This window comes from Dermabacter sp., assembly GCF_032550575.1.
In the GTDB taxonomy this organism is placed as follows: Bacteria; Actinomycetota; Actinomycetes; order Actinomycetales; family Dermabacteraceae; genus Dermabacter; species Dermabacter hominis.
Genome location: NZ_JAWFZC010000005.1, coordinates 154489 through 177863 on the forward strand (window position 1 = coordinate 154489; position 23375 = coordinate 177863).

At 63.4% G+C, this 23375-nt stretch carries 23 protein-coding genes and 2 tRNA genes; 13 read left to right on the forward strand and 12 right to left on the reverse strand.

Annotated features, from left to right (window positions below; all coding sequences use genetic code 11):
• Nucleotides 1-17 precede the first annotated feature (17 nt).
• On the reverse strand, nucleotides 18-716 hold the full coding sequence (locus E6X30_RS07040) for a YigZ family protein (RefSeq protein ID WP_246816542.1): 699 nt from the start codon (nucleotides 714-716) through the stop codon (nucleotides 18-20).
• Between the two features lie 58 nt (nucleotides 717-774).
• Here E6X30_RS07040 and E6X30_RS07045 point away from each other — a divergent pair, with 58 nt between their 5' ends.
• Entirely contained in the window at nucleotides 775-2235 is a 1461-nt protein-coding gene (locus E6X30_RS07045) for a mycothione reductase (RefSeq protein ID WP_016663111.1), read from the forward strand.
• Nucleotides 2236-2270: 35 nt separating this feature from the next.
• On the opposite strand, the gene E6X30_RS07050 is transcribed toward E6X30_RS07045, so the two are convergent.
• Entirely contained in the window at nucleotides 2271-4235 is a 1965-nt protein-coding gene (locus E6X30_RS07050; RefSeq protein WP_051120589.1) for an LCP family protein, read from the reverse strand.
• 104 nt (nucleotides 4236-4339) lie between these two features.
• Between E6X30_RS07050 and galE the strand changes: the two genes are divergently transcribed.
• Nucleotides 4340-5305, forward strand: coding sequence for a UDP-glucose 4-epimerase GalE (gene galE / locus E6X30_RS07055; protein ID WP_016663109.1), 966 nt, complete (start codon nucleotides 4340-4342; stop codon nucleotides 5303-5305).
• A gap of 204 nt (nucleotides 5306-5509) precedes the next feature.
• Here galE and E6X30_RS07060 read toward each other — a convergent pair whose 3' ends face one another.
• Both E6X30_RS07060 and E6X30_RS07065 read right to left on the reverse strand, forming a co-directional pair.
• Nucleotides 5510-5815, reverse strand: coding sequence for a PTS sugar transporter subunit IIB (locus E6X30_RS07060; protein ID WP_016663107.1), 306 nt, complete (start codon nucleotides 5813-5815; stop codon nucleotides 5510-5512).
• Entirely contained in the window at nucleotides 5815-6297 is a 483-nt protein-coding gene (locus E6X30_RS07065) for a CarD family transcriptional regulator (protein ID WP_016663106.1), read from the reverse strand. Before E6X30_RS07065 ends, E6X30_RS07060 begins: the two co-directional genes overlap by 1 nt.
• A 231-nt stretch (nucleotides 6298-6528) precedes the next feature.
• On the opposite strand from E6X30_RS07065, the gene E6X30_RS07070 reads away from it, so the two are divergent.
• Nucleotides 6529-7002 carry a hypothetical protein gene (locus tag E6X30_RS07070; RefSeq protein ID WP_016663105.1) on the forward strand — a complete coding sequence of 158 codons (474 nt, stop codon included), beginning with the start codon at nucleotides 6529-6531 and terminating at the stop codon, nucleotides 7000-7002.
• 516 nt (nucleotides 7003-7518) lie between these two features.
• Here E6X30_RS07070 and E6X30_RS07075 read toward each other — a convergent pair.
• Entirely contained in the window at nucleotides 7519-7896 is a 378-nt protein-coding gene (locus E6X30_RS07075) for a DUF4235 domain-containing protein (RefSeq protein ID WP_016663104.1), read from the reverse strand.
• 127 nt (nucleotides 7897-8023) lie between these two features.
• Between E6X30_RS07075 and E6X30_RS07080 the strand changes: the two genes are divergently transcribed.
• On the forward strand, nucleotides 8024-8227 hold the full coding sequence (locus tag E6X30_RS07080) for a hypothetical protein (protein WP_147594859.1): 204 nt from the start codon (nucleotides 8024-8026) through the stop codon (nucleotides 8225-8227).
• Nucleotides 8228-8362: 135 nt separating this feature from the next.
• Here the strand turns inward: E6X30_RS07080 and phoU are convergent, their stop codons facing one another.
• On the reverse strand, nucleotides 8363-9040 hold the full coding sequence (gene phoU, locus E6X30_RS07085; protein ID WP_016663103.1) for a phosphate signaling complex protein PhoU: 678 nt from the start codon (nucleotides 9038-9040) through the stop codon (nucleotides 8363-8365).
• A 59-nt stretch (nucleotides 9041-9099) separates the two neighbouring features.
• On the opposite strand from phoU, the gene E6X30_RS07090 reads away from it, so the two are divergent.
• Nucleotides 9100-10371 carry a cell wall metabolism sensor histidine kinase WalK gene (locus E6X30_RS07090; RefSeq protein WP_016663102.1) on the forward strand — a complete coding sequence of 424 codons (1272 nt, stop codon included), beginning with the start codon at nucleotides 9100-9102 and terminating at the stop codon, nucleotides 10369-10371.
• 5 nt (nucleotides 10372-10376) lie between these two features.
• Nucleotides 10377-11087 carry a response regulator transcription factor gene (locus E6X30_RS07095; RefSeq protein ID WP_016663101.1) on the forward strand — a complete coding sequence of 237 codons (711 nt, stop codon included), beginning with the start codon at nucleotides 10377-10379 and terminating at the stop codon, nucleotides 11085-11087.
• Nucleotides 11088-11100: 13 nt separating this feature from the next.
• Here the strand turns inward: E6X30_RS07095 and trmB are convergent, their stop codons facing one another.
• The 6 genes from trmB to E6X30_RS07125 all read right to left on the reverse strand — a co-directional run bounded on the left by trmB (nucleotide 11101) and on the right by E6X30_RS07125 (nucleotide 16919).
• Entirely contained in the window at nucleotides 11101-11904 is an 804-nt protein-coding gene (gene trmB / locus E6X30_RS07100; RefSeq protein WP_034370337.1) for a tRNA (guanosine(46)-N7)-methyltransferase TrmB, read from the reverse strand.
• Entirely contained in the window at nucleotides 11897-12367 is a 471-nt protein-coding gene (locus E6X30_RS07105) for a ubiquinol-cytochrome c reductase iron-sulfur subunit (protein ID WP_016663099.1), read from the reverse strand. Before E6X30_RS07105 ends, trmB begins: the two co-directional genes overlap by 8 nt.
• 75 nt (nucleotides 12368-12442) lie before the next feature.
• Nucleotides 12443-14965 carry a glycoside hydrolase family 65 protein gene (locus E6X30_RS07110; RefSeq protein ID WP_016663098.1) on the reverse strand — a complete coding sequence of 841 codons (2523 nt, stop codon included), beginning with the start codon at nucleotides 14963-14965 and terminating at the stop codon, nucleotides 12443-12445.
• Nucleotides 14962-15720: a beta-phosphoglucomutase family hydrolase gene (locus E6X30_RS07115; protein WP_316335962.1), complete on the reverse strand. Its 759-nt coding sequence runs from the start codon at nucleotides 15718-15720 to the stop codon at nucleotides 14962-14964. The genes E6X30_RS07110 and E6X30_RS07115 overlap by 4 nt, the downstream gene beginning before the upstream one ends.
• 80 nt (nucleotides 15721-15800) lie before the next feature.
• The gene (locus tag E6X30_RS07120; protein WP_316335963.1) at nucleotides 15801-16484 is read right to left on the reverse strand and encodes an NAD(P)H-binding protein; all 684 of its coding nucleotides are present in this window, start codon (nucleotides 16482-16484) and stop codon (nucleotides 15801-15803) included.
• A gap of 361 nt (nucleotides 16485-16845) precedes the next feature.
• Nucleotides 16846-16919: transfer RNA gene (locus tag E6X30_RS07125), tRNA-Gly, on the reverse strand.
• A gap of 200 nt (nucleotides 16920-17119) precedes the next feature.
• On the opposite strand from E6X30_RS07125, the gene E6X30_RS07130 reads away from it, so the two are divergent.
• The 7 genes from E6X30_RS07130 (at nucleotide 17120) to E6X30_RS07160 (ending at nucleotide 23375) form a co-directional block, all read left to right on the forward strand.
• Nucleotides 17120-17193, forward strand: a tRNA-Pro gene (locus tag E6X30_RS07130).
• Nucleotides 17194-17270: 77 nt separating this feature from the next.
• Nucleotides 17271-18776 (forward strand): trigger factor, encoded by a 1506-nt coding sequence (gene tig, locus E6X30_RS07135; RefSeq protein ID WP_016663095.1) that lies wholly within the window; start codon nucleotides 17271-17273, stop codon nucleotides 18774-18776.
• A 101-nt stretch (nucleotides 18777-18877) separates the two neighbouring features.
• Complete coding sequence (locus E6X30_RS07140) at nucleotides 18878-20125, forward strand: alpha-amylase family glycosyl hydrolase (RefSeq protein ID WP_016663094.1); 1248 nt, start codon at nucleotides 18878-18880, stop codon at nucleotides 20123-20125.
• Nucleotides 20126-20262: 137 nt separating this feature from the next.
• Nucleotides 20263-20847, forward strand: coding sequence for an ATP-dependent Clp protease proteolytic subunit (locus E6X30_RS07145; protein ID WP_051120673.1), 585 nt, complete (start codon nucleotides 20263-20265; stop codon nucleotides 20845-20847).
• A 26-nt stretch (nucleotides 20848-20873) separates the two neighbouring features.
• Entirely contained in the window at nucleotides 20874-21530 is a 657-nt protein-coding gene (locus E6X30_RS07150) for an ATP-dependent Clp protease proteolytic subunit (protein ID WP_016663092.1), read from the forward strand.
• 135 nt (nucleotides 21531-21665) lie between these two features.
• The gene (gene clpX, locus E6X30_RS07155) at nucleotides 21666-22976 is read left to right on the forward strand and encodes an ATP-dependent Clp protease ATP-binding subunit ClpX (RefSeq protein ID WP_316335964.1); all 1311 of its coding nucleotides are present in this window, start codon (nucleotides 21666-21668) and stop codon (nucleotides 22974-22976) included.
• A 54-nt stretch (nucleotides 22977-23030) separates the two neighbouring features.
• Nucleotides 23031-23375 (forward strand): chorismate mutase, encoded by a 345-nt coding sequence (locus tag E6X30_RS07160; RefSeq protein ID WP_016663090.1) that lies wholly within the window; start codon nucleotides 23031-23033, stop codon nucleotides 23373-23375.

Below are 23375 nucleotides of genomic sequence, written 5' to 3' on the forward strand. Positions count from 1 at the left end.
GCGGTGTTTCGCGGGGGTTAAAATCCGGCGGGCACATCGGCGTAGGTATATCCGACGGTTGCCGCGTTCACAGCGCCGCTCGATAGTTCCGCCGTAGCCCGCTCCAGGTCAGGAGCAGCGTCCACGCGGTGGATGAGGCGCAGGGTGAGCCCGTGCGCGGTGTAATCGGCTCCGCCGATGCTCACGCCTTCGGCGCTGTCTGCCCATGCGCGGATCGATGCCTCGAATGTCCCCGCGAGGTCGTAGCCGACGCTCAGGTCCGTGACCTGGCGAACGACGCGCTCGCGCACGAGCTTCTTTGCGCTTGCGGCATCGAGGGCGTCGGTCACGGCGCTGCCGTAGGCACGTACGAGGCCGCCTGCGCCGAGCTTGATCCCGCCGAAATAGCGCGTGACAACGGCGAGGATGTTCGTCATGTGCCGCCCTCTAAGGGCCTGCGCCATGGGCATCCCGGCCGTGGAGCTTGGCTCGCCGTCGTCGTTGGAGCGCTGTAGGTGTACCGGTGTGCCGAGCGTGAGGGCCGTGCAGTGGTGACGCGCGTTCGGGTGGAGCGCGCGGCGTTCGCGGATCAGATGGTCGGCTTCCTCGACGGTTTCGACGGGCGCGAGGTAGGCGAGGAATCGGGATTTCGTGATCACGAGTTCATTCTCGATAGGGGCCGTGAGCAGCAGCATTCGCTCGCTGGCTTCTGGCATAGTGTCGAGAATTTCGCGCATGGTGGACATTGTTTCACGGTCTCGAAGCTCGCGGCGGGCGGCCCGTATCCTTGAGACCATGAGCGCCCCAGAACATTTCGATATCGCCCTCATCGGCTCCGGTTCAGGCAACTCCTTCCCGGGCCCCGAATTCGCCGACAAATCCATCGTCTATATCGATCGTGGCGTGGGACCCGCGCACATCTTCGGCGGGACCTGCCTCAACGTCGGGTGCATTCCCACGAAGATGTTCGTCCACACGGCCACCGTCGCTGAAAACGCGAAAGAGGAGCACGCGGAGAAGTTCGGGGTCGACTCGAGGCTGGGCGGCGTCGGATTCCCGGCGGTGCGCGAGCGGATTTTCAACCGGATTGACCCGATCTCCCACGGGGGTGAGGAGTACCGCGCCTCCCACCCGGACAACGCTAACCTCACGCTCATTCGCGGTACGGCGCGGTTTACGGGCCCTAAACGCCTCGCGGTCGAGACCGACGGCGGAACGCGCGACATTACCGCCGATACTGTCCTTCTTGCCGCCGGCTCGCGTCCCGCGATTCCCGGTATTCCCGGGCTCAAAGAGGCGAAACCGCTCACGAGCGACACGATCATGCGGCTTGAGGAGCTTCCCGAGTCAATCGCGATCCTCGGCTCGGGCGTGATCGCCCTCGAGTTTGCGCACATTCTCGACGCTTTCGGCGTGGACGTGCACCTCATCGCTCGTTCCGGAACTCTTCTTCGCGCCTTCGATGAGGACATCGCGCACCGCATCACCGAGGTCGCTTCCGCGCGTTATCACGTGCACCTCAATGCCTCGACCACTCGGGTGCGGCGCACAGCAAACGGGGTCGAGATTGACCTGGAACCGTCGGACCCCACAGGCGAGGTGGCCCGAACCCTCACCGTCGCCGACATTCTCGTGGCGACCGGCCGCACGCCCAACAGTGACCTCCTGGAAGCCGCGGCCGGGGGCATCGGCGTCGATGATGGCGGCCGTGTCATGGTCGATGCCTACCAGCGAGCCCTCGACCCGAGCGGCCAGGTGCTCGACGGGGTCTACTCGATCGGCGACCTCAGTTCGCCGGCGCAACTCAAGCACGTCGCGAACTACGAGCTGAAGGTTGCGCGCCACAACATCCTCCACCCGCACGATTTGCGCCGAAGCGACGACATGCCGATCCCCGCCGCTGTCTTTACCGACCCGCACATTGCGCAGGTGGGCATGACCGAGCGCGAGGCGCGCGAGTGGGCAGAAACGACCGGGCGGGAGATCCGGGTGGCACGCCAGGAATTTGCCGACGTCGCCTACGGGTGGGCGATGGAGCTCGAGGCACCGGGTGACTTCGTGAAGATCGTCGCCGAGGCTGAGACCGGGAGGATCCTCGGTGCGCACATCATCGGCCCCGAGGCTGCGACGCTCATTCAAGTGCCTATCCAGGCGATGAGCTTCGGCCTGAACGCGCGCGACGTCGCGACCAAGCAGTACTGGATTCACCCCGCCATGCCCGAAGTTATCGAAAACGCCCTGCTGCAGCTCGCCTAAGCGAGCCGCACCAGGGCGCTATTCGCGGTGAGGGGTTAGCCCATCGGGTCTTCGTTGCCCGGCATGCACGGTGCGAGCGGGTCCTGATTGACCGTCGGGGTCTTGGTCTCGCCCGAGTCTGTCGAGTCACCGTCGTTCGAGTCGCCATCGGTGGTCGGCTCAAGCGGAAGAACGATCCGGATCCGCTGCGGCGCCGAATTGCGAGCACCAGCACCCGAGGGCGTGCCACCCGCGGCGCCGCTTGAGGGCTTGCCGCTCACGGGCACCTCGCCGTAGCCGACCATCGAATCGGCAATCGACGCCTGCACCCACTTCTTGATGTACGGGTAGTCGGGGTTGCCCGAATGCGTCACGGTCGGGTTGATCGGGTACGACTTGAAGCCACCCTTTTGGATGCGCTGCGCAAGGTCCGCAAACGCCTCGACCTGGCTGCGCGGGATGTCCGTCTCGATATTGCGTTCGGTCGCACCGATCAGCTTCGGGATATTGAGCGCGAGCGAGGACACGTTCGCTTCTTCCGCGACGGTACGCACGATGCGCTGCTGGCGGCAGTTGCGGTCGAAGTCGCTCGAGCCGTGGCGCGAGCGGGCGTACCACAGGGCGTGGAAGCCATCGAGGTGCTGCCAGCCCTTCTTGACGTAACCCTCGACCTTCGACGCGCCGCCGCCGATCGGGATGTCACGCTCCACTTCGATATCGACGCCGCCGATCGCATCGACGAGGTCGGCGAAGCCCTGGAGGTTCACCATCGCGTAGTAGTCGACCTTGAGGCCAAGCGTTTCCTCGACGGCCATTGTGGTCGCAGTCAGACCCGGGTTGTTGTCGCCCGGGAATAGATCGGGCCGCACGCCCTCGGCCCACGACCAGACCGCGTTAATGAGGTTCTGGTCCTTGCCGAAATACGTGAAGCCGTCCGGGAACTCTTCCGCAGGAGCCGAACCCTTCGGGAAGCGCACGTACTGAAGGTTGCGAGGGATCGAGAAGAGCGCCGTGCGGCCCGTCTTCGTGTCGATCGAGGCGACCATGATGGTGTCGGGGCGAGTGCCCGTGCGGTCGGGACCGGCATCCTGGCCGAGCAGCATGATGTTGACGCGTTCGCGGTTCGCCCACGGATCGACGCCGGGGGCGAGCTTGTGTTTGTCCGAGCCCGCAAAAACCTTCGAGTTACCAAGCAGCGCTTGGGTGGCGTAGAGGCTATGGGCGGTGTACACACCCGGAATTGCTACGACGAGTGCAAGCATGTAGGCGAGGGACCGCGACGCAGTGCGGGCGGGCCCGCGCAGCTTCTCGCGCACGTTGTGTAGCTGGTTCGTGAAGAAAATCGTCGAGACCCACGCGAGAGTGCCCACGATCACGGCGATGAGTGCGGCGATCACAACGGGGCGGCGCGTGCCGTAGTGGAACACGAGGGTGGCTGGATCACCAAACGCAAGGAGCGCGGCGCCGGCCCCCACGATGAGCACGGCGAGCACCATGAGCGCGATACCGAGCTTGCGCCACATTGTGGGAATGAGGCCGAATCCGGGGAACACGCTGCCGCTTGTCGTCCACACCGACGCTCGCGCGAGCGAGCCTTCCTCAAGACTCGTTCGACGGCCAATGCCGATGCTCGTGGGTGCGCCCGTGGGAATCGAATCGTCATCGTCGCGCGCAGCAGCGCCCTCGTGGCCGCGTGGGCGCACGTTCGGAAGCGGCTCGGTGCGCATCACGCCCTCGGGAAGTGGAGTCACGGCCGCGCCCTCGGCGAGGCGGGCAACAGTCCCAGGCTTCTCCGTTTCGGTGGCGGTTCCGACGGCTGCCTCAGCCCTCGTGCTGCCGGGCTTCGGGAATTGAGAAGCTTGCCTGCGGGAGAGGTCGAAACCATGCTCCCGCTGCGCCGCCTCATGGCGTTCCCGGGCGTTTTTTTGTGCGATCGAATCGGCCTTGGTGGGCCTCACGTATCGATGTCGACCCGCGCTGCGCTTGGGCAGTGTGGGTTCGGACGATTCTGGCACGGTCATGCCCGTCAGTTTACGGCGCGAAATATCTATTTCGTGGTTGCGGCGTGTGATTTGCGTGGAGATTCCGGGGAGGTTCCAGAGGGTGGGGCGTTTAGACTGAGGCCATGACAACTTTGGTTATTGGTGGTGCAGGTTACATTGGCGCACACGTTGTGCAGCTTCTTCTCGAGCGCGGCGAGTCCGTCGCCGTTGTCGATGATCTCTCGACTGGCTTTCGCAACCGCATCGGCGATGCTCCGCTCATTGAGCAGGACGTCACCGCCGATGGCGCCGTTGAGGTTCTCGAGCGCGAGATGCGCGAGCGCGGGGTGAAGGCCGTGATCCATTTCGCTGCCCACAAGCAGGTGGGCGAATCCGTCGAAAAGCCCGAAATGTACTGGCACGACAACATCGGCGGCCTCGCCAACGTGCTCGAAGCAGCGGCGCGTGCAGGCGTCCGCGACTTCGTTTTTAGCTCCTCCGCGGCCGTGTACGGCACGCCCGATGTTGACCTCGTCGATGAGGAACTCGAGTGCCGACCCATCAACCCCTACGGCGCGACCAAGTACGTGGGCGAATGGATGCTTGCCGACGCCGAGCGCGCTCACGGCATGCGCACCGTCGCCCTGCGCTACTTCAACGTAGCCGGCGCCGGTTCCCCAGAGCTCGCTGACAGTCTCGTCATGAACCTCGTGCCGATCGTGCTCGACACCCTCGAATGCGGGAAGAACCCGAAGGTTTTTGGTAACGATTACGACACCCCCGACGGCACCTGCATCCGCGACTACGTCCACGTCGAGGATCTCGCCGACGCGCACGTCGCCGCCCTCGGCTACCTCGAAAACGACGAGCGCGAATACCGCGTATTCAACGTCGGCACCGGAAAGGGCTCGAGCGTTCTCGAAGTAATTGACGCTATCGGCCGCGCCAAGGGCATCGAGATCACGCCCGAGATTGCCCCGCGCCGCGCTGGCGACCCGGCCCGACTCGTGTGTTCGACCGAGCGCATCGAGAAGGCACTTGGCTGGAAGAGCTCGAAGGACCTCGACGACATTGTGCGTTCGGCGGTCGAGGCGACGACCTGCCACTGAGCCGGCTGATTGCTGATTGTTGAGGGCGGCGAGTGTTTACCGAACGCGACACGATGACGGCGGAGCAGCCGTCGGACCGCGAAGCCTTTGCCAAGGCGCGCACTTGAACCCACCGGAACCGCCCGGCCTCGCGGTGCAGTTCGGGGTTCAAGAAGCGGGGAGAGCGCTGAAAAGCGCGCGGCCACCGGCCCGCGCGGCACGGAGCTAGGCCTGCGGATCCTCGCGGCGCGAGGTGAAGCCGAGCAATTGGTCGAGCGCCTCGAATGTCACTCTCGAATCTGTGCCGAGTAGAAGCGGCATCCCACTCAACTGAGGGATCCCAATTGACGTGGGAATCGTGACCGTCGTGACAATCGCATCGGCGGAAAACTGCGGCGACAGCAAATCCATCACGGTTGCCTGCGTAACGTTCACGTCAATCTTGCGAACGTCGTAATGCGCCTCGATGCGCTTGCGGATCACCGAGGAGGTCGCCACCCCGGCGCCGCACACAACCGCGACATGTTTCATCAGGACGCGAGAACCTCGTCGAGAATTTCCTCGGCTCGCTCAGGCGAGCAATCCTCTGCAAGCGCAAGCTCGGAGGTGAGAATCTGGCGAGCCTTCGAGAGCATTCGCTTCTCACCCGCGCTCAAACCGCGGTCCTGATCGCGGCGCCACAGGTCACGAACGACCTCGGCAACCTTCTTGATGTCACCCGAGGCAAGCTTCTCCACATTCGCCTTATAACGGCGCGACCAGTTCGTGGGCTCCTCAACATAAGGCTGGCGAAGCACCTCGAAAACCTCTTCGAGGCCCTTTTGGTCGACGACATCGCGCACGCCCACCATGTCAACATTCTCCGCGGGCACCTCAATGGTGAGATCACCCTGCGCAACCTTGAGCTTCAGGTACTTCTTGACCTTGCCCTTGATGGTGCGCTCGTTGACTTCTTCGATGAGCGCCGCACCGTGGTGCGGGTAGACGACTGTTTCGCCGACATTAAAATTCATGAGTTCAGGTCCCTTTCGTCCAGCATCCATTCTAACATCCACGTGTGTGCTATATTTCGCCGCCACATCATTGGGCGGTGACGCCCGAGTGTGGGGTAGTCTGTGAGGGTGCTGCTAGCGCGGCGGTTCCCCCTCCGGGTGGGCTCTTAGTCCCGGCCGGGAAGTCCCGCTTCGCGACGCAAACCATTACGTCATCGACAACTACGTGACCTCAAAATCGCAGGAGTCAGAGTGAAACTTCGTCCCCTCTCCCGCGCTGCCGCGCTCATGGGCATCGCCGCCTTCAGCCTCAGCGGTTGTGCCTATTTCAACCCGACGCAAACCCACCACTTCTACCAGCCGGCAGAGGGCGCCCTCCTCAACTTCACGCCCGAAGGTGCCTCGAAGCCCGTCGGCGTCCGCAATCTCCTCGCTGTCAAAGGGGCGAACGGCGTACAGGTCACCGGCGCAATCGTGAATCAATCGACCGAGGATTTCACCGTCAGCCTCGCCTTCGTCGAGGGTGCTAACGGCGGCGCGAGCATCAACGTGCCCGCCGGCGAAACCATCAAGATTGGCGGCGAGGGCGTCGACCCCATCCAGGTCACGACCTCGAAGAAGCCGGGTGACAACCTTTTCGTCGATATCACCGTTGGCAACGAGACGCAGCGCCTCACCGTGCAGCTGCTCGACGAATCCCTCGAATACCTCGCGCCTGAAAAGTAGTCGACGCTGAATTCATGTGGCGGCCCCGCATCGCGGGGCCGCTCACTTTTAATTCGAGTGCATCCTGGTCCCGCGGTTTGACCTAGGTTCCTACTGGCCCCGCGTTTTTGCCTTGGGTGCCCGCTTGCCCTGCGTTTTTGCTTTGGGTGCATCCTGGCCCTGTGTTTTTGACTCCGCGCTGGCACTGTATGCCTCGCGTTCTTTTTGAAAGTGGTGAAAAACGGCGTCAACTGCCCTCTTTTTTGGCTTCAAGTGGCTGTTTTTCACCACTTTGGATCTGTGCGCGAGTGGCGGGAACGGAAAAGGCAGAGGCGAAGAAAAGAGGCAGAGGCTGAGGCAACAGGTGCCGAGAGTCAAAAATGGAGGTGAGCGCTGGAAGCAGCGAGGAATCAGGCCAGGACCGGCGACGAATCAGGCAAGCAGCGACGAATCAGGAGGGCAAGGAAGCAGCTGGGGAGTGAAGATGGCAAAAGCCCGGCCCCCATGAGGCCGGGCTTCCATTTGAGTAGTCGCTATTTAGCCGCGGTTCGCGCGCGGGCGACGCGCCACGAGACGCTCCGCCCCCGACTGTGCGCCCTTCTTCGCCACCTGCTGCAGACCCGAGATGACAACGCCGGACAGGATCGTGAAAAGGGCGACCTTCCAAGCATCGACGTCGTCGTACTCGCTCGTCATGGCCTTGATCTCGGCCTTCGAGGCGCCATCCTTCTTTGCCTGCTTCTGGCGAGCCTTGAGGTCTTTCTTTGCCTGCTTCTCGAACTTCGAGTCAGGAACTTCCTCGTCGAAAGCGCGATGCCAGCCGGCCTCGAGCGCCTTCTTCGCGAGGATCGACGTTCCAATCCCGGCAACCGTCACGATAGCGCCGACCAGGGGATTGCTGGGCTTCGAGGGCATAGGAACTCCTGTCGCTGTTGATGCGGGTACCGCCACAGGTTACCGGGAGAATCTGGAACGAGTTAGGGTTCCGACGGTTGCCCAGCCCCCGGTCAATTCTCGCTTTGTACCCCTCGCAAGTTTCCAAGTGGTGATTTTTAGCCACCTCACGTGCGATATCGAGGGGATAAACACCGTTTTTCACCACTTTGAAAAAGAAGAGGTGAGGAGGAAGGAAAGCAGGGGAGGAGGAAGGAGAGCGGGGGAGGAGGGGCGGGTGAGGAGGAAAGACAGCGGGTGGGGAAGAGGGGAAGAGGGGAAGAGGGGGAGGCATGAGAAGGAAAAACGGTGAGTGGGGGCGCGGCTGGTGGGGGTGTGGAGTAAGCGGGTAGCAAAAGCGGGGCCCCGGCCAGAAGCCGGAACCCCGCTTTTTACTGAAAGACTGAGCGCCCAGGAGTGCGGCGCTGCTAAGGAATCGCCTAGCGGATCAGAACTCGTCGACGTCCGTGTGTGGGTTGTGCGAGTCGAGCGAATCGCCTGTCACGAGGAACACCACGCGGCGCGCAATCGATACGGCGTGGTCGCCAAGGCGCTCGTAGAAGCGAGCGAGCAGCGCAAGGTCAACGGACTCCTTGACGGAGTAGGAGGCGTCGTCGGCGGAGAGCGCGGCGTAAACCTCGTCCATGGCGCGATCCACGTTGTTGTCGCGCTCCTCGATGACGGCGGCGAGGGCTATGTCGTAGCTCTCGAGGACCTTCCCGGCATCGTGGACGGCGTTGAGGCTGAGATCGGCGAGCGTCTCGACGGTCGGCTTGAGATCAGCCGGGATGACCTCGTTCGGGTGGCGGCGGCGCAGCACGAGCGCGATGTGAGCGGCGAGATCGCCCATGCGCTCAAGCGACGCGCTCATGCGGAGTGTGGCAACGACCGTGCGGAGGTCCGTAGCGACGGGGGACTGCGTCGCGAGGACGTCAATGGCCTTCTCGTCGAGCTCCGCCTGGAGATCGTCGATCTCCTGGTCGCGGACGATGACCTTCTCGGCGAGCGCGAGGTCGCCGGTGAGCAGCGCCTTCGAGGCGTCCTCGAGTGCGGTGGCGACGAGGGAGTTCATCTCCATCAGGCCATCGCGCAGGACCTGAAGTTCATTCTGGAATGCTGCACGCATCGGATCGTCCTTTTCTCTAGGGGCAGTAATGCACCTCCCATTTTCCCGGTGGGAAGTGAATGTTGGCAAACCCCAAGGTGAATAACCAGGAAACGAAATTGGGTTCGATGGGGCGCGGGGAGCCGTCGGACCCCGAGACCGAGTACCCTGGTGGGGTGAATTCCGTTGCTCTCCTCTTTGTCGCTGCCGCGTGCGGCCTTGTGGCGGGAGTTGTGGCGACCTACGCGGCGCTGCGTGGGAGCCGGCCTGTGCCGGAACCGGCGAAGCCGGTTATCCCGGAGCCCACCTCCGAAGTGCTGTCGATCCTCTCGAGCGCGTACGTACTGCTCGATTCGAGCGGCGACGTCCTGCGCGCCTCACCCCTTGCCTATAGCTATGGCCTCGTGCGCACCACCGGCGGAGACTACCCGCGGCTCGCGCACCGTGATCTCATCGACATCGTCACCCAGGTCTCGCGCCAAGGTGGCTTCCGCGAGCAGATGCTGACGAACGAGAAAACCACCCGCTCAGATCTCAACACGCCCACTGTTGTGAGCGTGCGCGTGGGCGCGCTCAGCAGCTCACGGCGAATCCTCGTGCTTGCCGATGACCTCACGAAGCAGTCCCGCGTCGAAGAAACGCGTCGTGACTTCGTCGCGAACGTCTCGCACGAACTGAAAACCCCCGTCGGCGCCTTAACGCTCCTCGCGGAAACGATGGAGGACGCCGCAGATGACCCCGAAGCCGTGCGCCGCTTCGCGAGCCGCATGCAAACTGAATCGCGGCGCCTCTCGCTCCTCGTCCAGGAAATCATCGAGCTGTCGCGCGTGCAGGGGGCGCAATCTTTTGCCGACGCCTCCACGGTCGACGTCGACTCCGTGGTTGCCGAAGCTGTTGCCCTCAACCAGAACCTCGCCTCGGGCCACGGCATGACGATCCAGTCCGGTGGCACGCAAAACCTTGAGGTTTTCGGAAGCTCGACGATGCTGACCACGGCACTGTCGAACCTAATCATGAACGCGATTACGTATTCACCGCCGAACACCCTCATCGGCGTATCGACCCGCCGCCATAACGGCATGGTCGAAATCTCCGTGAAGGACGAGGGGATCGGCATCTCGCCCGAAAATATGGAACGCATTTTTGAGCGTTTCTACCGCGTGGATAAGGCACGCTCCCGTGCGACCGGCGGCACCGGCCTTGGCCTGTCGATCGTGAAGCACATTGCGAGCAACCACGGGGGCGAAGTCACAGTATGGTCGAAGGAGGGCTCAGGTTCGACGTTCACGCTTCGAATCCCCGAGCTCGCCGACGATTCACCACGGGATCTGCCCATTCACACAGGAGAATAGGAAACATGGCACGCATCCTCATTGTTGAAGACGAGGAGAGTTTCTCGGACGCGCTCAGCTACTCGCTGCGCAAGGAGGGATATGAGGTCGCGGTGGCAAATACCGGCGACCGAGGGCTCGCGGTGTTCCAGGTGCATGGGGCTGACCTCGTGCTTCTCGACCTCATGCTTCCCGGTATGAGCGGCACTGATGTGTGCCGCGAGATCCGCAAGACGTCGAGCGTGCCCGTCATCATGCTCACTGCGAAAGATGACGAGTTCGATAAGGTTCTCGGTCTCGAGCTTGGTGCCGACGACTACGTGACGAAGCCGTATTCGTCGCGCGAACTTCTCGCTCGCATCAAAGCCGTTCTTCGCCGCGGAGAGCAGCAGAAGGCACCCGGCCAGGACAGCGTTGAAGACGAGGCCGTGCTGACGGCCGGCGGAATCGAGATGAACGTCGATCGGCACGTGGTGCGGGTGCGTGGCGTGGACACGCCGCTTCCGCTCAAGGAGTTCGAGCTTCTCGAGATTCTGCTGCGCAACGCCGATCGTGTTCTCACGCGCGGCCAGCTCATCGATCGCGTGTGGGGCTCAAACTACGTGGGCGACACGAAGACCCTCGACGTGCACATCAAGCGCTTGCGCGCGAAGATCGAGGTCAATCCGAAGAGCCCGGAGCTCATCGTGACGGTGCGCGGCCTCGGCTACAAGTTCGAGTCGCCCGCCGAGGCCTAACCCGTCGGAGCGCTTACGCTTTTTGGTAGGCGAATTCCCACACGAGGCGCCCAGCCGCCGTTGCCTTCTTCTCGAAGGCTGTGCGCACGCGCCCGTCGAACCGCGGCGCAAACCCCTCGTTCGGCATTGCGTCGCTCACCGAGTCAGACGCGGTGCCCTCGGGCCTCGGCCCTGACGGGTGGAGGTTCACGAGCAGCCCCTCGGCCGCGACGGTCTCGAAAGCGGCGTGCTGGTGCTCGGCGTAGTCAGCCCAGTCGGTCGCGGTGCGAATAATTCCGCCCGGCTCGAGGAGCGTCGTGAGGGCCCGCAGGAACTCGGGAGAGACCAGCCGACGCTTGTGGTGTTTTGTTTTGTGCCACGGGTCTGCAAAGAAGATCCACACTTCACGGATCGATTCGGGCCCGAGAAGCGTGGGCAGGGAGTTCTCGGCGTCGACCTCGAGCATTTTCACGTTGCGGGGCAGGCACAGGCGCTCGAGGTGGAGCATCGTTTGGGCAAGGCCCGGCTTGTACACCTCGAGGGCGAGGAAGTTTTCGCTCGGGCGCGAGGCCGCCGCGGCGGCGATGCAATCGCCCTGCCCGGAGCCGATCTCCACGATGAGCGGGTTCGCATTCCCGTACAGTTCCGAAACGGACAGTCGCACGGAAGGGTCGGCGAGAGTCGAGCGGGCCCCGCGCGGAACGTCCACGACGTACTGAGCGGCATGCGCCTGCCACGCGCGCTCCTGGGCGGCGTTCAGACGGGAGCCGCGACGCACGAAGCTGACGACCTCGCGCCGAACTCGCCCGTCGCTCGTGAGATTCGAGGCCTCAGGCACGGGTAACCTTGCCGTCGGCGACCTTAAGGGCCACTTCGGTTAGGGGCTTCTCGGCGGGACCGCCCTTGACGTCTCCCGTTTGAGAATCAAACGTCGAATCGTGGCACGGGCAGTGAAGCACGGGCCCCTCGGGGTTGAGGGCGCAGCCCTGGTGCGTGCAGTATGCCTCGAAGCCGTGGAGGTCATCGCCGCTTCCACGGACGACGGCGACGAATGCCTTTTGCCCGCCGAAGTTCACGATGGTCGTCTGGTTTTCGGGAAGGTCCTCGAGGGAAACGGCGCCCGAGTCATCGACCTGGACTTCCTTTGCCTTGAGGCCACCGCGATCCGGGCCACAGCCGGCGAGGGCAAGCGCGGCAGCACCGGTCAGACCGAGCGCGCCGAGATCACGTCGCTTCACGCACGGTGGCAGCTCACTGGTGGGCTCGGCGGGAAGATCAGCACGGACGATGCGCGGTTTCATGGCTCTCTTTCGATGAAAAAACAGGGTCCGACGCCTGCCGGGCAAGCGTCGGACCCCAATTTTATCCCCCGGACCCTAGCCTTCGTGCTCCTCACACGCCGCCTCCGGGTACTCCCACGGCGAGTTCGGGTCGGGCACGGTCGAGGTGATGAGGGTGCCGTCGGCGCGTGAATCGCCAACGTAGTGCGCCTCGATGTCGCCGTCCTGGAGGATGGGGCCCTGGCCATGGAGAGGAACCCTCACGCTCTCGTTCGTGATGCGGACCGTTTCGCCGCGCACGCTGACCTCGAGCTCCTCGCCCTCGTCGAGCGTGAAGGTGATGTCGCCCTTCGTGATCCGCACGGTGAAGCGGCTGCCGCGCACGGTGAGAGGGAACTCAAGGGCGGGCCATTCATCGGGCAGGCGCGGGTCGAAGCTGATGTCGCCGTCGTTGAAGCGCATGCCGCCAAAGCCTGCGACGAGGCCGTTCCACACGCCGCCCGCGGAGGCGATATGAACGCCATCCTTCGTGTTTTTGTGCAGGTCGGCGAGGTCAACGTAGAGGCCCGTGAGGAAGTAATCGAGGGCGAGATCCTGGTGGCCCACCTCTGCAGCCATGATCGACTGGACGACTGCGGACAGGGTCGAGTCGCCGGTCGTGATCGGGTCGTAGTACTCGAAGTTCGCCTTCTTGTGCTCGGTCGTGAATTCGGCACCGCGCAGGTAGGTCGCGAGGACGACGTCCGCCTGCTTGATGACTTGGAAGCGGTAGATCACGAGCGGGTGGTAGTTGAGCAAAAGCGGGAAACGGTCGGCCGGGGTGGACTTGATGTCCCACACCTCGCGATCGAGGAAGCGGTCGTCCTGGGGATGGATGCCCATCGTTTCGTCGAACTCGATGTACATGCCTTCGGCGCAGGCCTGCCACTCGTCGATCTCGCGCTCGTCGAGGTCAATTTTTTGCACGAGCGCGCGGTAGGCCTCGGGGAGGCGTTCGCGCAGATCGAGCAGTGTGCGAGCGGCCCGCTCGAGGTTGTATTTCGCCATGACGTTCGTGAACAGGTTGTTGTTCACGACCGTCGTGTATTCGTCGGGCCCGGTCACGCCGTGAATATGGAACGTCCGCTCGCCATTGGTACGCCAGAAGCCAAGATCGGCCCACATGCGCGCGGTCTCCGCGAGGACTTCGGCGCCTTGGAGGTCGAGGAAGCTCGTATCGCCCGTGATGTCGTTGTAGGTGGCGAACGCCCACGCGATGTCCGCGTCGATGTGGTACTGCGCGGTTCCGGCCGCGTAGTAGGCACTCGCCTCGTCGCCGTTAATGGTGCGCCACGGGAAGAGGGCGCCCCGCTGGTTGAGCTCACGGGCTCTCTCGCGGGCCGCATCGAGAAGGTTCACGCGGAAGCGCAGGGCATTGCGTGCCCATTCCGGCGAGGTGAAGGTGAGGAACGGGACGACATAGATGTCGGTATCCCAGAAGTAGTGGCCTTCGTAGCCGGAGCCTGTCATGCCTTTCGCGGGGACTCCCGCTTGGTCGGCACGAGCGGCGGCTTGTGCGAGCTGGTAGATGCACCAGCGGGCCGCCTGCTGCACGGCACTTTGGCCCTCGATGCGGATGTCCGAGCGTTCCCAGAAGCGTTTGAGGAATTCCCGCTGTGCGTCGTGGTAGTTCTCAAGCTTGTGCTTGTGTACGCGGTCGAGCGTGCGGCGGCATCGATCCTGGAGCTCGCGCACCGGCACACCCGGTGCAAAGTGGTAGGCAACGGCCTTCTTGACGAGGAATTTCTCGCCCTCGGGCAGTTCGCCACGCATGATGAATCGACCCATGTCGTCGTCGATTTTGACGAGGCTCTGGAAGTCGATTTCCGTCTCGACTGTGTGGTCGGCGGCAACGCCAACGCCGATTCCAGAGTGGGCGGTGCGATAGCCCATGAGCACGCGGTCGCCGGAGGCGTGATTGTCTTCCGGGATCAGCACGCGCGTGTCAAACGACGTGGTTTGCCGCGGATCGTACTTGTTCTCGCCGGCACGCGGGGCCGTCGCGGGCGCGGCATCGACGTTGAGGTCCTGGCGGTTGATGATTTGGGAAGAGATCGCGATCGGGGCGCTTCCCTTGACCATTTCGACCTCGAGGGACATGAGCGCGAGGTGGCGGTCGGTGAAGCTCACCATGCGGCTAGAGCGCACGCGCACCTGGGCACCGCTCGGGGTGCGCCACAGAAGATCGCGGCGCAGAACGCCTTCGCGGAAGTCGATCCAGCGCTTGTATTCGAGGAGGTCGCTCGTGGAGACGTTGAGCGGTTCATCGTCGACGTAAAGCTTGATGACGGTCGAATCGGGTGCGTTCACGATGGTCTGCCCGGTCTTCGCGAAGCCGAACGCGTTCTCGGCATGCTTGATGGGCCAGGTTTCGTGGAACCCGTTGAGGAACGTGCCGTGACTTGCGACGTCGCGGCCCTCCTCGGGCGTGCCGCGCATGCCGAGATAGCCGTTGGCGGTCGCGAAAATCGTTTCGAGGAAACCGAGCTGTGCGCCGGGGCGCGACTCGACGAGCTGCCATTCATCCACGGGCAGGTGGACCCTGTCCATGGGGTCGGCGGAGACTTTATGGATGCTCATGCCAGCTCCTTGAGGTCGTCAACAACGATGGTGGCGCCGGCTTCGGCGAGCGCCTCTTGGCCCACGCCGCGGTTAACGCCGATGACGGCACCGAAGTTGCCCGCGGCCCCGGCCTGCACGCCGCTCGTAGCGTCTTCAAGCACGACGGCTTTCTCGGCGGGCACGCCCACGAGCTTCGCGCCATAAAGGTAGGTGTCGGGGGCGGGTTTGCCCTGGATCGAGTGTTCGGCTGCGACGTTGCCGTCCACGATCACCTCGAAGCGTTCGAGCAGTCCAGTGGCCTTCAGCACGGTGCGGGCATTCTTCGAGCTCGAGACGATCGCGATTTTCGCAGTTTCGGGCAGCGAGTCAAGGAACGCGAGCGTGCCGGGATACGGCTCGACCCCTTCCTGCTCGAGGATGTCGAGCACGAGGGCGTTCTTGCGGTTACCGAGGCCGCAGACGGTCATGGCGGCGGGGGCGTCGTCGGGATTTCCTTCGGGCAGGTTAATCCCGCGGGAGGCGAGGAAACTCCTCACGCCGTCGTAGCGCGGCTTGCCATCCACGTACGTGAAGTAGTCCATGTCGGTGTATTTGGCCTGCCCCTCGTAGTCCACGAGCACCTGGTTGAACATACGACTCCAGGCTCGCATGTGGACGTCGGCGGTGGGGGTGACGACCCCGTCGAGGTCGAAAAGGTAGGCGTCAAAGCTAGCCGCGTTGAAGGAAGCGGCGGGCGTGGGATCTTGGGGAGCGTTCGTCGCGTTCTCAGTCACGGAATAACTGTAGGTGGCGGGGCTGAACGGTGTCGCACAGTTTCGTCGAGTGGTGTGGGGTTTTTGAGTTTTCTCTCCCGCTACCCCTCGCTGAGCACGTCTTCTCGGCCGATTCCATCCTCGTAGCGGGAGGCGAGGATGGCGCGGGCAGCGTTGGCGGCAGTGATGTCGGCGCTCGCGTTCGGCGCGTACGCGGCGGGCGTGCGCTGGACGGACGCGGGCCCGGGTGCCACGAGTATCGGCGGGTGCAGGAGAAGCGTCGTGTCCAGACCCGAGAGCCGCACGAGCTCGAGGGCACGGCGGGCAGCCAGCAGGGATGGGTCTGGTGTTCCGACGGTTGCCCACGCTCGCGTTGCTCTTTCGGCGAAGGAGCGTTCGCGGCGCGGAGCTTCGGCCTCGCGCGTGCCGTGCACGGTGCAGCGGAGGGCATCGAGTGGCGCCGTTGCGATGAGCCGGCGAATTCCAGCGCGCCGCATCGCGCGAACAGTGCTGGCGGCGAGCTTTTCGGCATCCTCGTGGGCCTCGAGAACGAGGAAGACCGCTGTTGCGCCGTGGAGTCGAGCGGCGTACTCCTCGAGGTCGTCCGGGATCGCCGCGTAGGTGATCGCGCGCGAAAAATGCGTGAGGCGTTCGGGCTGGGCGCTCAGCGCCACTACATCGCCGCCGTTTCGAAGGGCGAGGTAGGCCTCGCTCACGAGAGCGTCGCCGAGGGGGCTCGCGGCGTCAACGATCGCGAGTGCTTCGCGGGGCTGGGGTGTGCTCATGGGCGGAACCTTTCTTCGCGGTAGAGGCGCGAGGGGAGGCGCCGGAATGCGGGAGCGGGGGTTGTCCCGCGGCGAGCCCATGGATCTCTTTGGCGCCCGACCCCCTTCTTGGAGCCGCATCACTTCCCCATATCGAGATAGTTAAGCGACATCATCAGCCTACTCATGGAGAGTGAGCGATGCTGTCATAGCGCTAATGCACTAAGGAGGGGTCTGCGTGAGAGCGCAGAGAATCGTGGGGCGGCATTCGCGATGAGTCCCGCGTTGCATTCGAGGTTAGCTGTCGGGCGAGAGCCGTGCGCGCGCTGAGCGGGGTCGAAACCCCCACAAGGTCTATGCAATCCGAGGGGGAAGGGGGAGATGGAGCGGGTGACGGGAATCGAACCCGCGTAATCAGTTTGGAAGACTGAGGCTCTACCATTGAGCTACACCCGCGAGAAGCGCCCGAGCGCTTCAGGGATCTATATTGCCACATGCCGCGCCCTTGCCCAAGGCGTGGACGTGCGGCGTGAGGAATGTATCTCGTCACATCGCGCGAGTGATGTCGCAGCGCCCTCAGGTGGCGGCGGGTAAACTTGGCTGGGTTGCCATAACGGCTTTTGCGGTTCGAAGGAACGTTGGCTGGTGTGGTGGACCGGGATGTAGCTCAGCTTGGTAGAGCGTCCGCTTTGGGAGCGGAAGGTCGCAGGTTCAAATCCTGTCATCCCGACGTCGCAGGGGCCGCCACGTGGCGTGGCTCCGGTTACCGACTTTGAAATACGAGAACTACTACGAGGAGACTTGCACGTGAAGACTGCAGTCGAGAAGCTGAGCGCGACCCGCGTGAAGCTTAACGTTGAGGTTCCTTTTGAGGAACTGAAGCCCGCGATCGATCAGGCCGCGAAGAAGATTGCCAAGGATGTGCAGCTTCCCGGCTTCCGTAAGGGCAAGGTTCCCACGTCGCTCATCGAGAAGCGCTTCGGTAAGCCCGCGATCATCCAGGAAGCCGTGAATGACGCGCTTCCGGGCTACTACCAGCAGGCCGCTGCCGAGGCCGAACTCAAGCCGGCAGGCCGTCCTGAAGTTGAGGTCAAGGAAGTTCCGGGCCTCGACGGCTCGGAAGAGGGCAACCTCGTGTTCGTTATCGAGCAGGATGTGCGCCCGGAGATCGAACTTCCCACCTTCTCCGACCTCGAGATCGAGATCGAGGAGCCCGTCGTTGACGACGACGCAGTGGAGATGCGCCTTACCGCGCTGCGCGAGCGCTTCGGCACCCTCAAGGGTGTGGATCGCCCCGCTGAGGACGGCGACTTCGTGTCGATCGACATGGTCGCGAAAATCGAGGACGAGCAGATCGACACCGTCGAGGGCGTGTCCTACAACATTGGCGAGGGCAACATGCTCGACGGCCTCGACGAGGCCCTGATCGGCCTTTCGGCTGGCGAAACCACGACGTTCACCTCGAAGCTCGCCGGTGGCGAGCGCGCCGGCGAGGAAGCGCAGATCACCGTGACCGCTCAGAGCGTGAAGGTGCGCGAGCTTCCCGAGGCTGACGACGAGTTCGCTGAACTCGCCTCCGAGTTCGACACGCTCGATGAGCTCAAGGCGGATCTCAAGGCTCAGGCCGAGAAGGACGCCGAGGGCAACCGCGTCGCGCTCGCCCGCAACGCGCTTCTCGAGAAGCTTCTCGAGGACATCGAGATTGAGGTTCCCGAGCAGCTCGTCAAGGACGAGATTGAGGCTCACCTCGAAAACGAGGGCAAGACGGCGGATGACCCGCACGGCGAGGAAATCAAGGACGACACGGTCAAGGCGATCCGTGCGCAGTTCCTCCTCGATGCGATCCTCGAGACGCGCGAGGTCGAGGTGGGCCAGGAAGACCTCATGAGCTTCATGTCCCAGATGGCCGCGCAGTACGGCATGGACCCGAACACGTTCCTCCAGGCTGTTGCGCAGGGCGGTCAGCTCGAGCAGATCTTCGGCGAAGTTCAGCGCTCGAAGGCGCTTGACGACGCGCTTGCTGAGGTGACGGTCAAGGCTGAGGGCGGCAAGGTTCTGGATCTTGGCCTTTCGAAGGGTGAGGAGTCCGACGATTCCTCGGCCGACGAGGATGCCAAGGCTGAGGGCGAGAAGAAGCCCGCCAAGAAGGCTGCTGCCAAGAAGCCCGCCGCGAAGAAGACGACCGAAAAGAAGTCCGCGGACAAGAAGACCGCTGAGAAGAAGCCGGCCGCCAAGAAGGCCCCCGCCAAGAAGGCTCCGGCGAAGAAGGCCGCCACCAAGAAGGCTGCCGAGGAGAAGAGCGAAGACAAGTAGTCTCGCACCATCCCTTAAGGGCGCGGCCCCTCATCGCGAAAGCGGAGGTGGGGCCGCTACCCTTTTAACAGCGCGCGGCGCCGCGCGAAGGAGGCATAGTCATGGCTTGGATCGATCACGCCCTGTGGTGGCACGTATACCCACTCGGCTTCACCGACGCCCCGATCCGCGAGGGCGATTCCCGCACCGGACGGGGCTTCGATCACCTCACCGGCTGGCTCGACTATGTGCAAGAACTCGGCCTCAACGGGATCGCGCTCGGCCCGATTTTTGAGTCCAAAACCCACGGCTACGACACGCTGGACTACCTGAAAATCGACCCGAGGCTGGGCGACGATGCTGCCTTCGATCGCTTCCTCGCTGCGTGCAAAAAACGCGGGATCCGCGTGCTTCTCGACGGCGTGTTTTCGCACGTTTCGATCGATTTCGAACCGCTTCGCCGCGAGCTTGAGAACCCCTCCGCGAACGCGAGCGAGCGCGAATTTGATATTGATATGGAGGCCGACGGCGGCCCGGCCCCCCGCGTGTGGGAAGGGCACGGGGAGCTCGCCCGCTTCCACCACGAAAGCGCCGCCGCGCGCGAGAGAATCGCCCACGTCATGCGCTCCTGGCTCGAGCGGGGGATCGACGGCTGGCGCCTCGATGCCGCCTACTCCGTGTCCACGAGCTTCTGGAGCGCGATCATCCCCGACCTTCGCCGGGACTTCCCCGAAGCGTTCTTCTTCGCGGAGATCATCCACGGCGACTACGCCGAGTTCGTGCGCGAAGCGGGAGTGGATTCCGCGACCGAGTACGAGTTGTGGAAGGCGATTTATTCGAGCATCGAGCAGAAGAATCTTTTCGAGCTCGAGTGGACTCTCGGCCGCCACAACACGTTCCTCGAACACTTCGTTCCGTACACATTCGTGGGTAATCACGACACGAGCCGCATCGCGAGCGTGCTTGGCGCAGACGGCGCGCTCACGGCTCACGCGATCCTCTATACGCTCGGCGGCACCCCCGCCCTGTACTACGGCGATGAGCAGGCCTTCCGCGGCATCAAGGAAGAGCGCCTCGGCGGAGACGACGACGTGCGCCAGGCCTTCCCCGATTCCCCAGGCGACTTCTTCGGCGAAGGGCCCGCCATGCGCGACGCGATCGCCGGGCTCATCGGCGTACGCCGAGCCGAGCCGTGGCTCGTGACCGCACGCACCGAAGTGCTCGCCATCGCGAATGAATACATGACGTACCGTGCCCACGAGCACGGGGGCGAGCGATTCATCGACGTTGACGTCACCCTCGAGGACATGCCCCGCGTGACGATTCGAGATGCGCACGGAACAGTGCTGTGGTCCCAGCCGCAGCTGTAGCGAGGCAAGCGTCGGAACTGCGCCCCTGGCGAACACAGGCGCCGAGACCCCTCGCGCTCGCTAAGGTTGAGGGGTACGAAATCTCAAGACACAAGGAGTGCACCGTGACCCAGCACAGCGTGAACGCGGCCGGTGAAATGCCGCTTGGCCTCGACGACAACGTGTACCAGCGGCTCCTGCGCGAGCGCATCGTGTGGCTCGGCTCGGATGTTCGCGACGACAACGCGAACGCCATCTGCGCGAAGCTGCTCCTGCTCGCCGCGGAAGATCCGGACAAGGACATCTTCCTTTACATCAACAGCCCTGGCGGTTCGATCACCGCCGGCATGGCTATCTACGACACGATGCAGTACATCAAGCCGGATGTCGTCACGGTCGCCATGGGCATGGCCGCCTCGATGGGGCAGTTCCTGCTGAGCTCCGGCACTCCCGGTAAGCGTTTCGCGACGCCCCACACGCGTATTCTCATGCACCAGCCGCTCGGCGGCCTCGGCGGCACCGCGTCCGAGATCAAGATCCAGGCCGATCTGATCCTCTCGATGAAGCAGCAGATGGCCGAGATTACCGCTGAGCAGACCGGCAAGAGCGTCGAGCAGATCATTGCCGACGGCGACCGCGACCACTGGTTCACCGCCCCCGAAGCCCTCGAATATGGCTTCATCGACCGGATCGTCTCCGCAGCCGGCGACGTGACCGGCGATGGCGGCATGGACGAGAACTGACGCGGCGAAACTAAAGGAGTACAACCATGACTTTTGAGCCCTCCATGAAGGCCGGCCACATGCCGAGCGCACGCTACGTGCTGCCCACCTACGAGGAGCGCACGGCCTACGGCTTCAAGCGCCAGGATCCGTACGCGAAGCTGTTCGAGGATCGCATTATCTTCCTCGGCGTCCAGGTGGACGACGCCTCGGCGGACGACGTGATGGCGCAGCTACTCGTGCTCGAGTCGCAGGATCCGGACCGCGACATCACCCTGTACATCAACAGCCCGGGCGGATCGTTTACGGCGCTCACGGCGATCTACGACACGATGCAGTACATCAAGCCTGACGTGACGACCGTGTGCCTCGGCCAGGCGGCCTCCGCCGCCGCGGTGCTTCTTGCGGCCGGCGCCCCCGGCAAGCGCCTCGCGCTTCCGAACGCACGCATCCTCATTCACCAGCCCGCGATGGGCGGCCAGGGCGGCGGTCAGGCCTCGGACATCGAGATTCAGGCCAACGAAATTCTGCGCATGCGCGAGTGGCTCGAGGACACCCTCGCCCACCACTCGGGACGTGACCGCGAGGAGATCCACCGCGACATCGAGCGCGACAAGATCCTCACCGCCCAGGGGGCGCTCGAATACGGCCTCATCGACCAGGTGCTCCAGCGCCGCAGCGAGCAGGCGCAGCTCGGCCAGTAAGCGCTGCCACCCGTGAACGGGCCGGGGAGGTGCGCCACAGCGACACACACTCGCTGGTGCGCCTCCCCATTTCCATGCATCCCTGCCGCTAGTGTGGCAAGGGCCTGATAGCTTCCCAGGAAGGATTTCTCCTCCATGGCACAGATTGGTGATTCGAGCGAGATCTATAAGTGCTCGTTCTGCGGCAAGTCGCAAAAGCAGGTTGAGCGGCTCATCTCCGGCCCTCACGTGTACATTTGCGAGGAATGCATCGAGCTGTGCAACGAGATCATCGCTGAGGAAACCGAGGCCGCGGAGAAGAAGGAAGAGCAGGCCAAGGAGCTCGAGCTCCCGAAGCCCAATGAAATCTTCGACTTCCTCGAGACTCACATCGTTGGCCAGGAGACCGCGAAGCGCGCCCTTTCCGTCGCGGTGTACAACCACTACAAGCGTGTGATCGCGAGTGAAACGAAGGATTCGGGCATCGGCACCGACATCGACGAAGTCGAGGTCGCAAAATCGAACGTGCTGGTCGTGGGGCCCACGGGTTGTGGAAAAACCTACCTCGCGCAAACCCTCGCGAAGCTCCTGAACGTACCGTTTGCGATGGCTGATGCCACCGCGCTCACGGAAGCCGGCTACGTGGGTGAGGACGTCGAAAACGTTCTTCTCAAACTGCTTCAGGCTGCCGACTGGGACGTCAAGCGCGCCGAGCGCGGCATCATCTATATTGACGAGATCGACAAGATCGGCCGCAAAGCGGAAAATCCGTCGATTACACGCGACGTTTCCGGTGAGGGCGTCCAGCAGGGTCTGCTCAAGATCCTCGAAGGGACGGTCTCGGCCGTGCCCCCGCAGGGCGGGCGGAAGCATCCGCAGCAGGACTACGTGCAGCTCGACACCACCAACGTGCTGTTTATTGTCGCGGGTGCATTTGCGGGTATCGAGGACATCATCAGCAACCGCATCGGTAAGCGTGGCATCGGATTTGGAAGCCAACTTCACACCCCGCTCGATGAACAGGAGATTTATGCGAAGATCCTCCCGGAAGACCTCCTCAAGTTCGGGCTCATCCCCGAGTTCATCGGGCGCCTTCCCGTGCTAACGTCGGTCACGAACCTCGACCGTGAGGATCTCACCCGCATCCTGATCGAGCCGAAAAACGCACTCGTCAAGCAGTACCAGAAGATGTTCGCCCTTGACGAGGTCGAGCTCGACTTCGAGCAGCTTGCACTCGAGGCCATCGCCGATCGCGCTCTTGAGCTCGGAACGGGCGCGAGGGGCCTTCGCGCGATCATGGAGGAAATCCTCCAGCCCGTGATGTTCGAGGTGCCCTCACGCGACGATGTCGTGAAGATCGTCATCACCGAAGCCGTCGTGACCGAGGGACGCGAGCCGCTCATGCTCACTCGCGCCGATTCCGCCGCCGAAAGCAGCGACACGAAGAAGCGCCGCCGCAGCGCGTGACGCTTTATGGCCGAAGGCCTTTACTCACCCGGTTTCGCCTGGAAGGCTTAGCGCATGAATGATTCTCCAGCGACCCCAAGTGCCGGGACCCACGTCACCGACGAGCAGATCGCCCGCGCTCGGGAGGTGCTTGGCCAGCACCGACGCTCGATCGACAATATCGACGCGGCCCTCGTGCATCTCCTCGCCGAACGCTTCAAGTTCACGCAGGCCGTGGGTGCCCTCAAGGCAGAGCACGGCCTTCCCGCTGGCGACCCGGATCGCGAAAAACACCAGGTCGAGCGTCTTACGCGACTTGCCGAAGAGTCTGGTCTCGACCCGGTGTTTACGCAGCGTTTTCTGCATTTCCTCGTCACCGAGGTGATTCGTCACCATGAGCGGATTGCCGCGGAGAAGTAG

Excerpts from the sequence above, each read along its gene's own strand:
- clpX (WP_316335964.1), top strand. The coding sequence starts at position 21,666 with ATGGCACAGATTGGTGATTCGAGCGAGATCTATAAGTGCTCGTTCTGC.
- E6X30_RS07120 (WP_316335963.1), bottom strand. The coding sequence starts at position 16,484 with ATGAGCACACCCCAGCCCCGCGAAGCACTCGCGATCGTTGACGCCGCG.
- E6X30_RS07150 (WP_016663092.1), top strand. The coding sequence starts at position 20,874 with ATGACTTTTGAGCCCTCCATGAAGGCCGGCCACATGCCGAGCGCACGC.
- E6X30_RS07050 (WP_051120589.1), bottom strand. The coding sequence starts at position 4,235 with ATGACCGTGCCAGAATCGTCCGAACCCACACTGCCCAAGCGCAGCGCG.
- E6X30_RS07065 (WP_016663106.1), bottom strand. The coding sequence starts at position 6,297 with ATGAATTTTAATGTCGGCGAAACAGTCGTCTACCCGCACCACGGTGCG.
- E6X30_RS07045 (WP_016663111.1), top strand. The coding sequence starts at position 775 with ATGAGCGCCCCAGAACATTTCGATATCGCCCTCATCGGCTCCGGTTCA.
- E6X30_RS07160 (WP_016663090.1), top strand. The coding sequence starts at position 23,031 with ATGAATGATTCTCCAGCGACCCCAAGTGCCGGGACCCACGTCACCGAC.
- E6X30_RS07140 (WP_016663094.1), top strand. The coding sequence starts at position 18,878 with ATGGCTTGGATCGATCACGCCCTGTGGTGGCACGTATACCCACTCGGC.
- galE (WP_016663109.1), top strand. The coding sequence starts at position 4,340 with ATGACAACTTTGGTTATTGGTGGTGCAGGTTACATTGGCGCACACGTT.
- E6X30_RS07145 (WP_051120673.1), top strand. The coding sequence starts at position 20,263 with ATGCCGCTTGGCCTCGACGACAACGTGTACCAGCGGCTCCTGCGCGAG.
- E6X30_RS07095 (WP_016663101.1), top strand. The coding sequence starts at position 10,377 with ATGGCACGCATCCTCATTGTTGAAGACGAGGAGAGTTTCTCGGACGCG.
- E6X30_RS07040 (WP_246816542.1), bottom strand. The coding sequence starts at position 716 with ATGCGCGAAATTCTCGACACTATGCCAGAAGCCAGCGAGCGAATGCTG.
- E6X30_RS07060 (WP_016663107.1), bottom strand. The coding sequence starts at position 5,815 with ATGAAACATGTCGCGGTTGTGTGCGGCGCCGGGGTGGCGACCTCCTCG.
- E6X30_RS07090 (WP_016663102.1), top strand. The coding sequence starts at position 9,100 with ATGTTGGCAAACCCCAAGGTGAATAACCAGGAAACGAAATTGGGTTCG.
- E6X30_RS07110 (WP_016663098.1), bottom strand. The coding sequence starts at position 14,965 with ATGAGCATCCATAAAGTCTCCGCCGACCCCATGGACAGGGTCCACCTG.
- E6X30_RS07105 (WP_016663099.1), bottom strand. The coding sequence starts at position 12,367 with ATGAAACCGCGCATCGTCCGTGCTGATCTTCCCGCCGAGCCCACCAGT.
- E6X30_RS07075 (WP_016663104.1), bottom strand. The coding sequence starts at position 7,896 with ATGCCCTCGAAGCCCAGCAATCCCCTGGTCGGCGCTATCGTGACGGTT.
- phoU (WP_016663103.1), bottom strand. The coding sequence starts at position 9,040 with ATGCGTGCAGCATTCCAGAATGAACTTCAGGTCCTGCGCGATGGCCTG.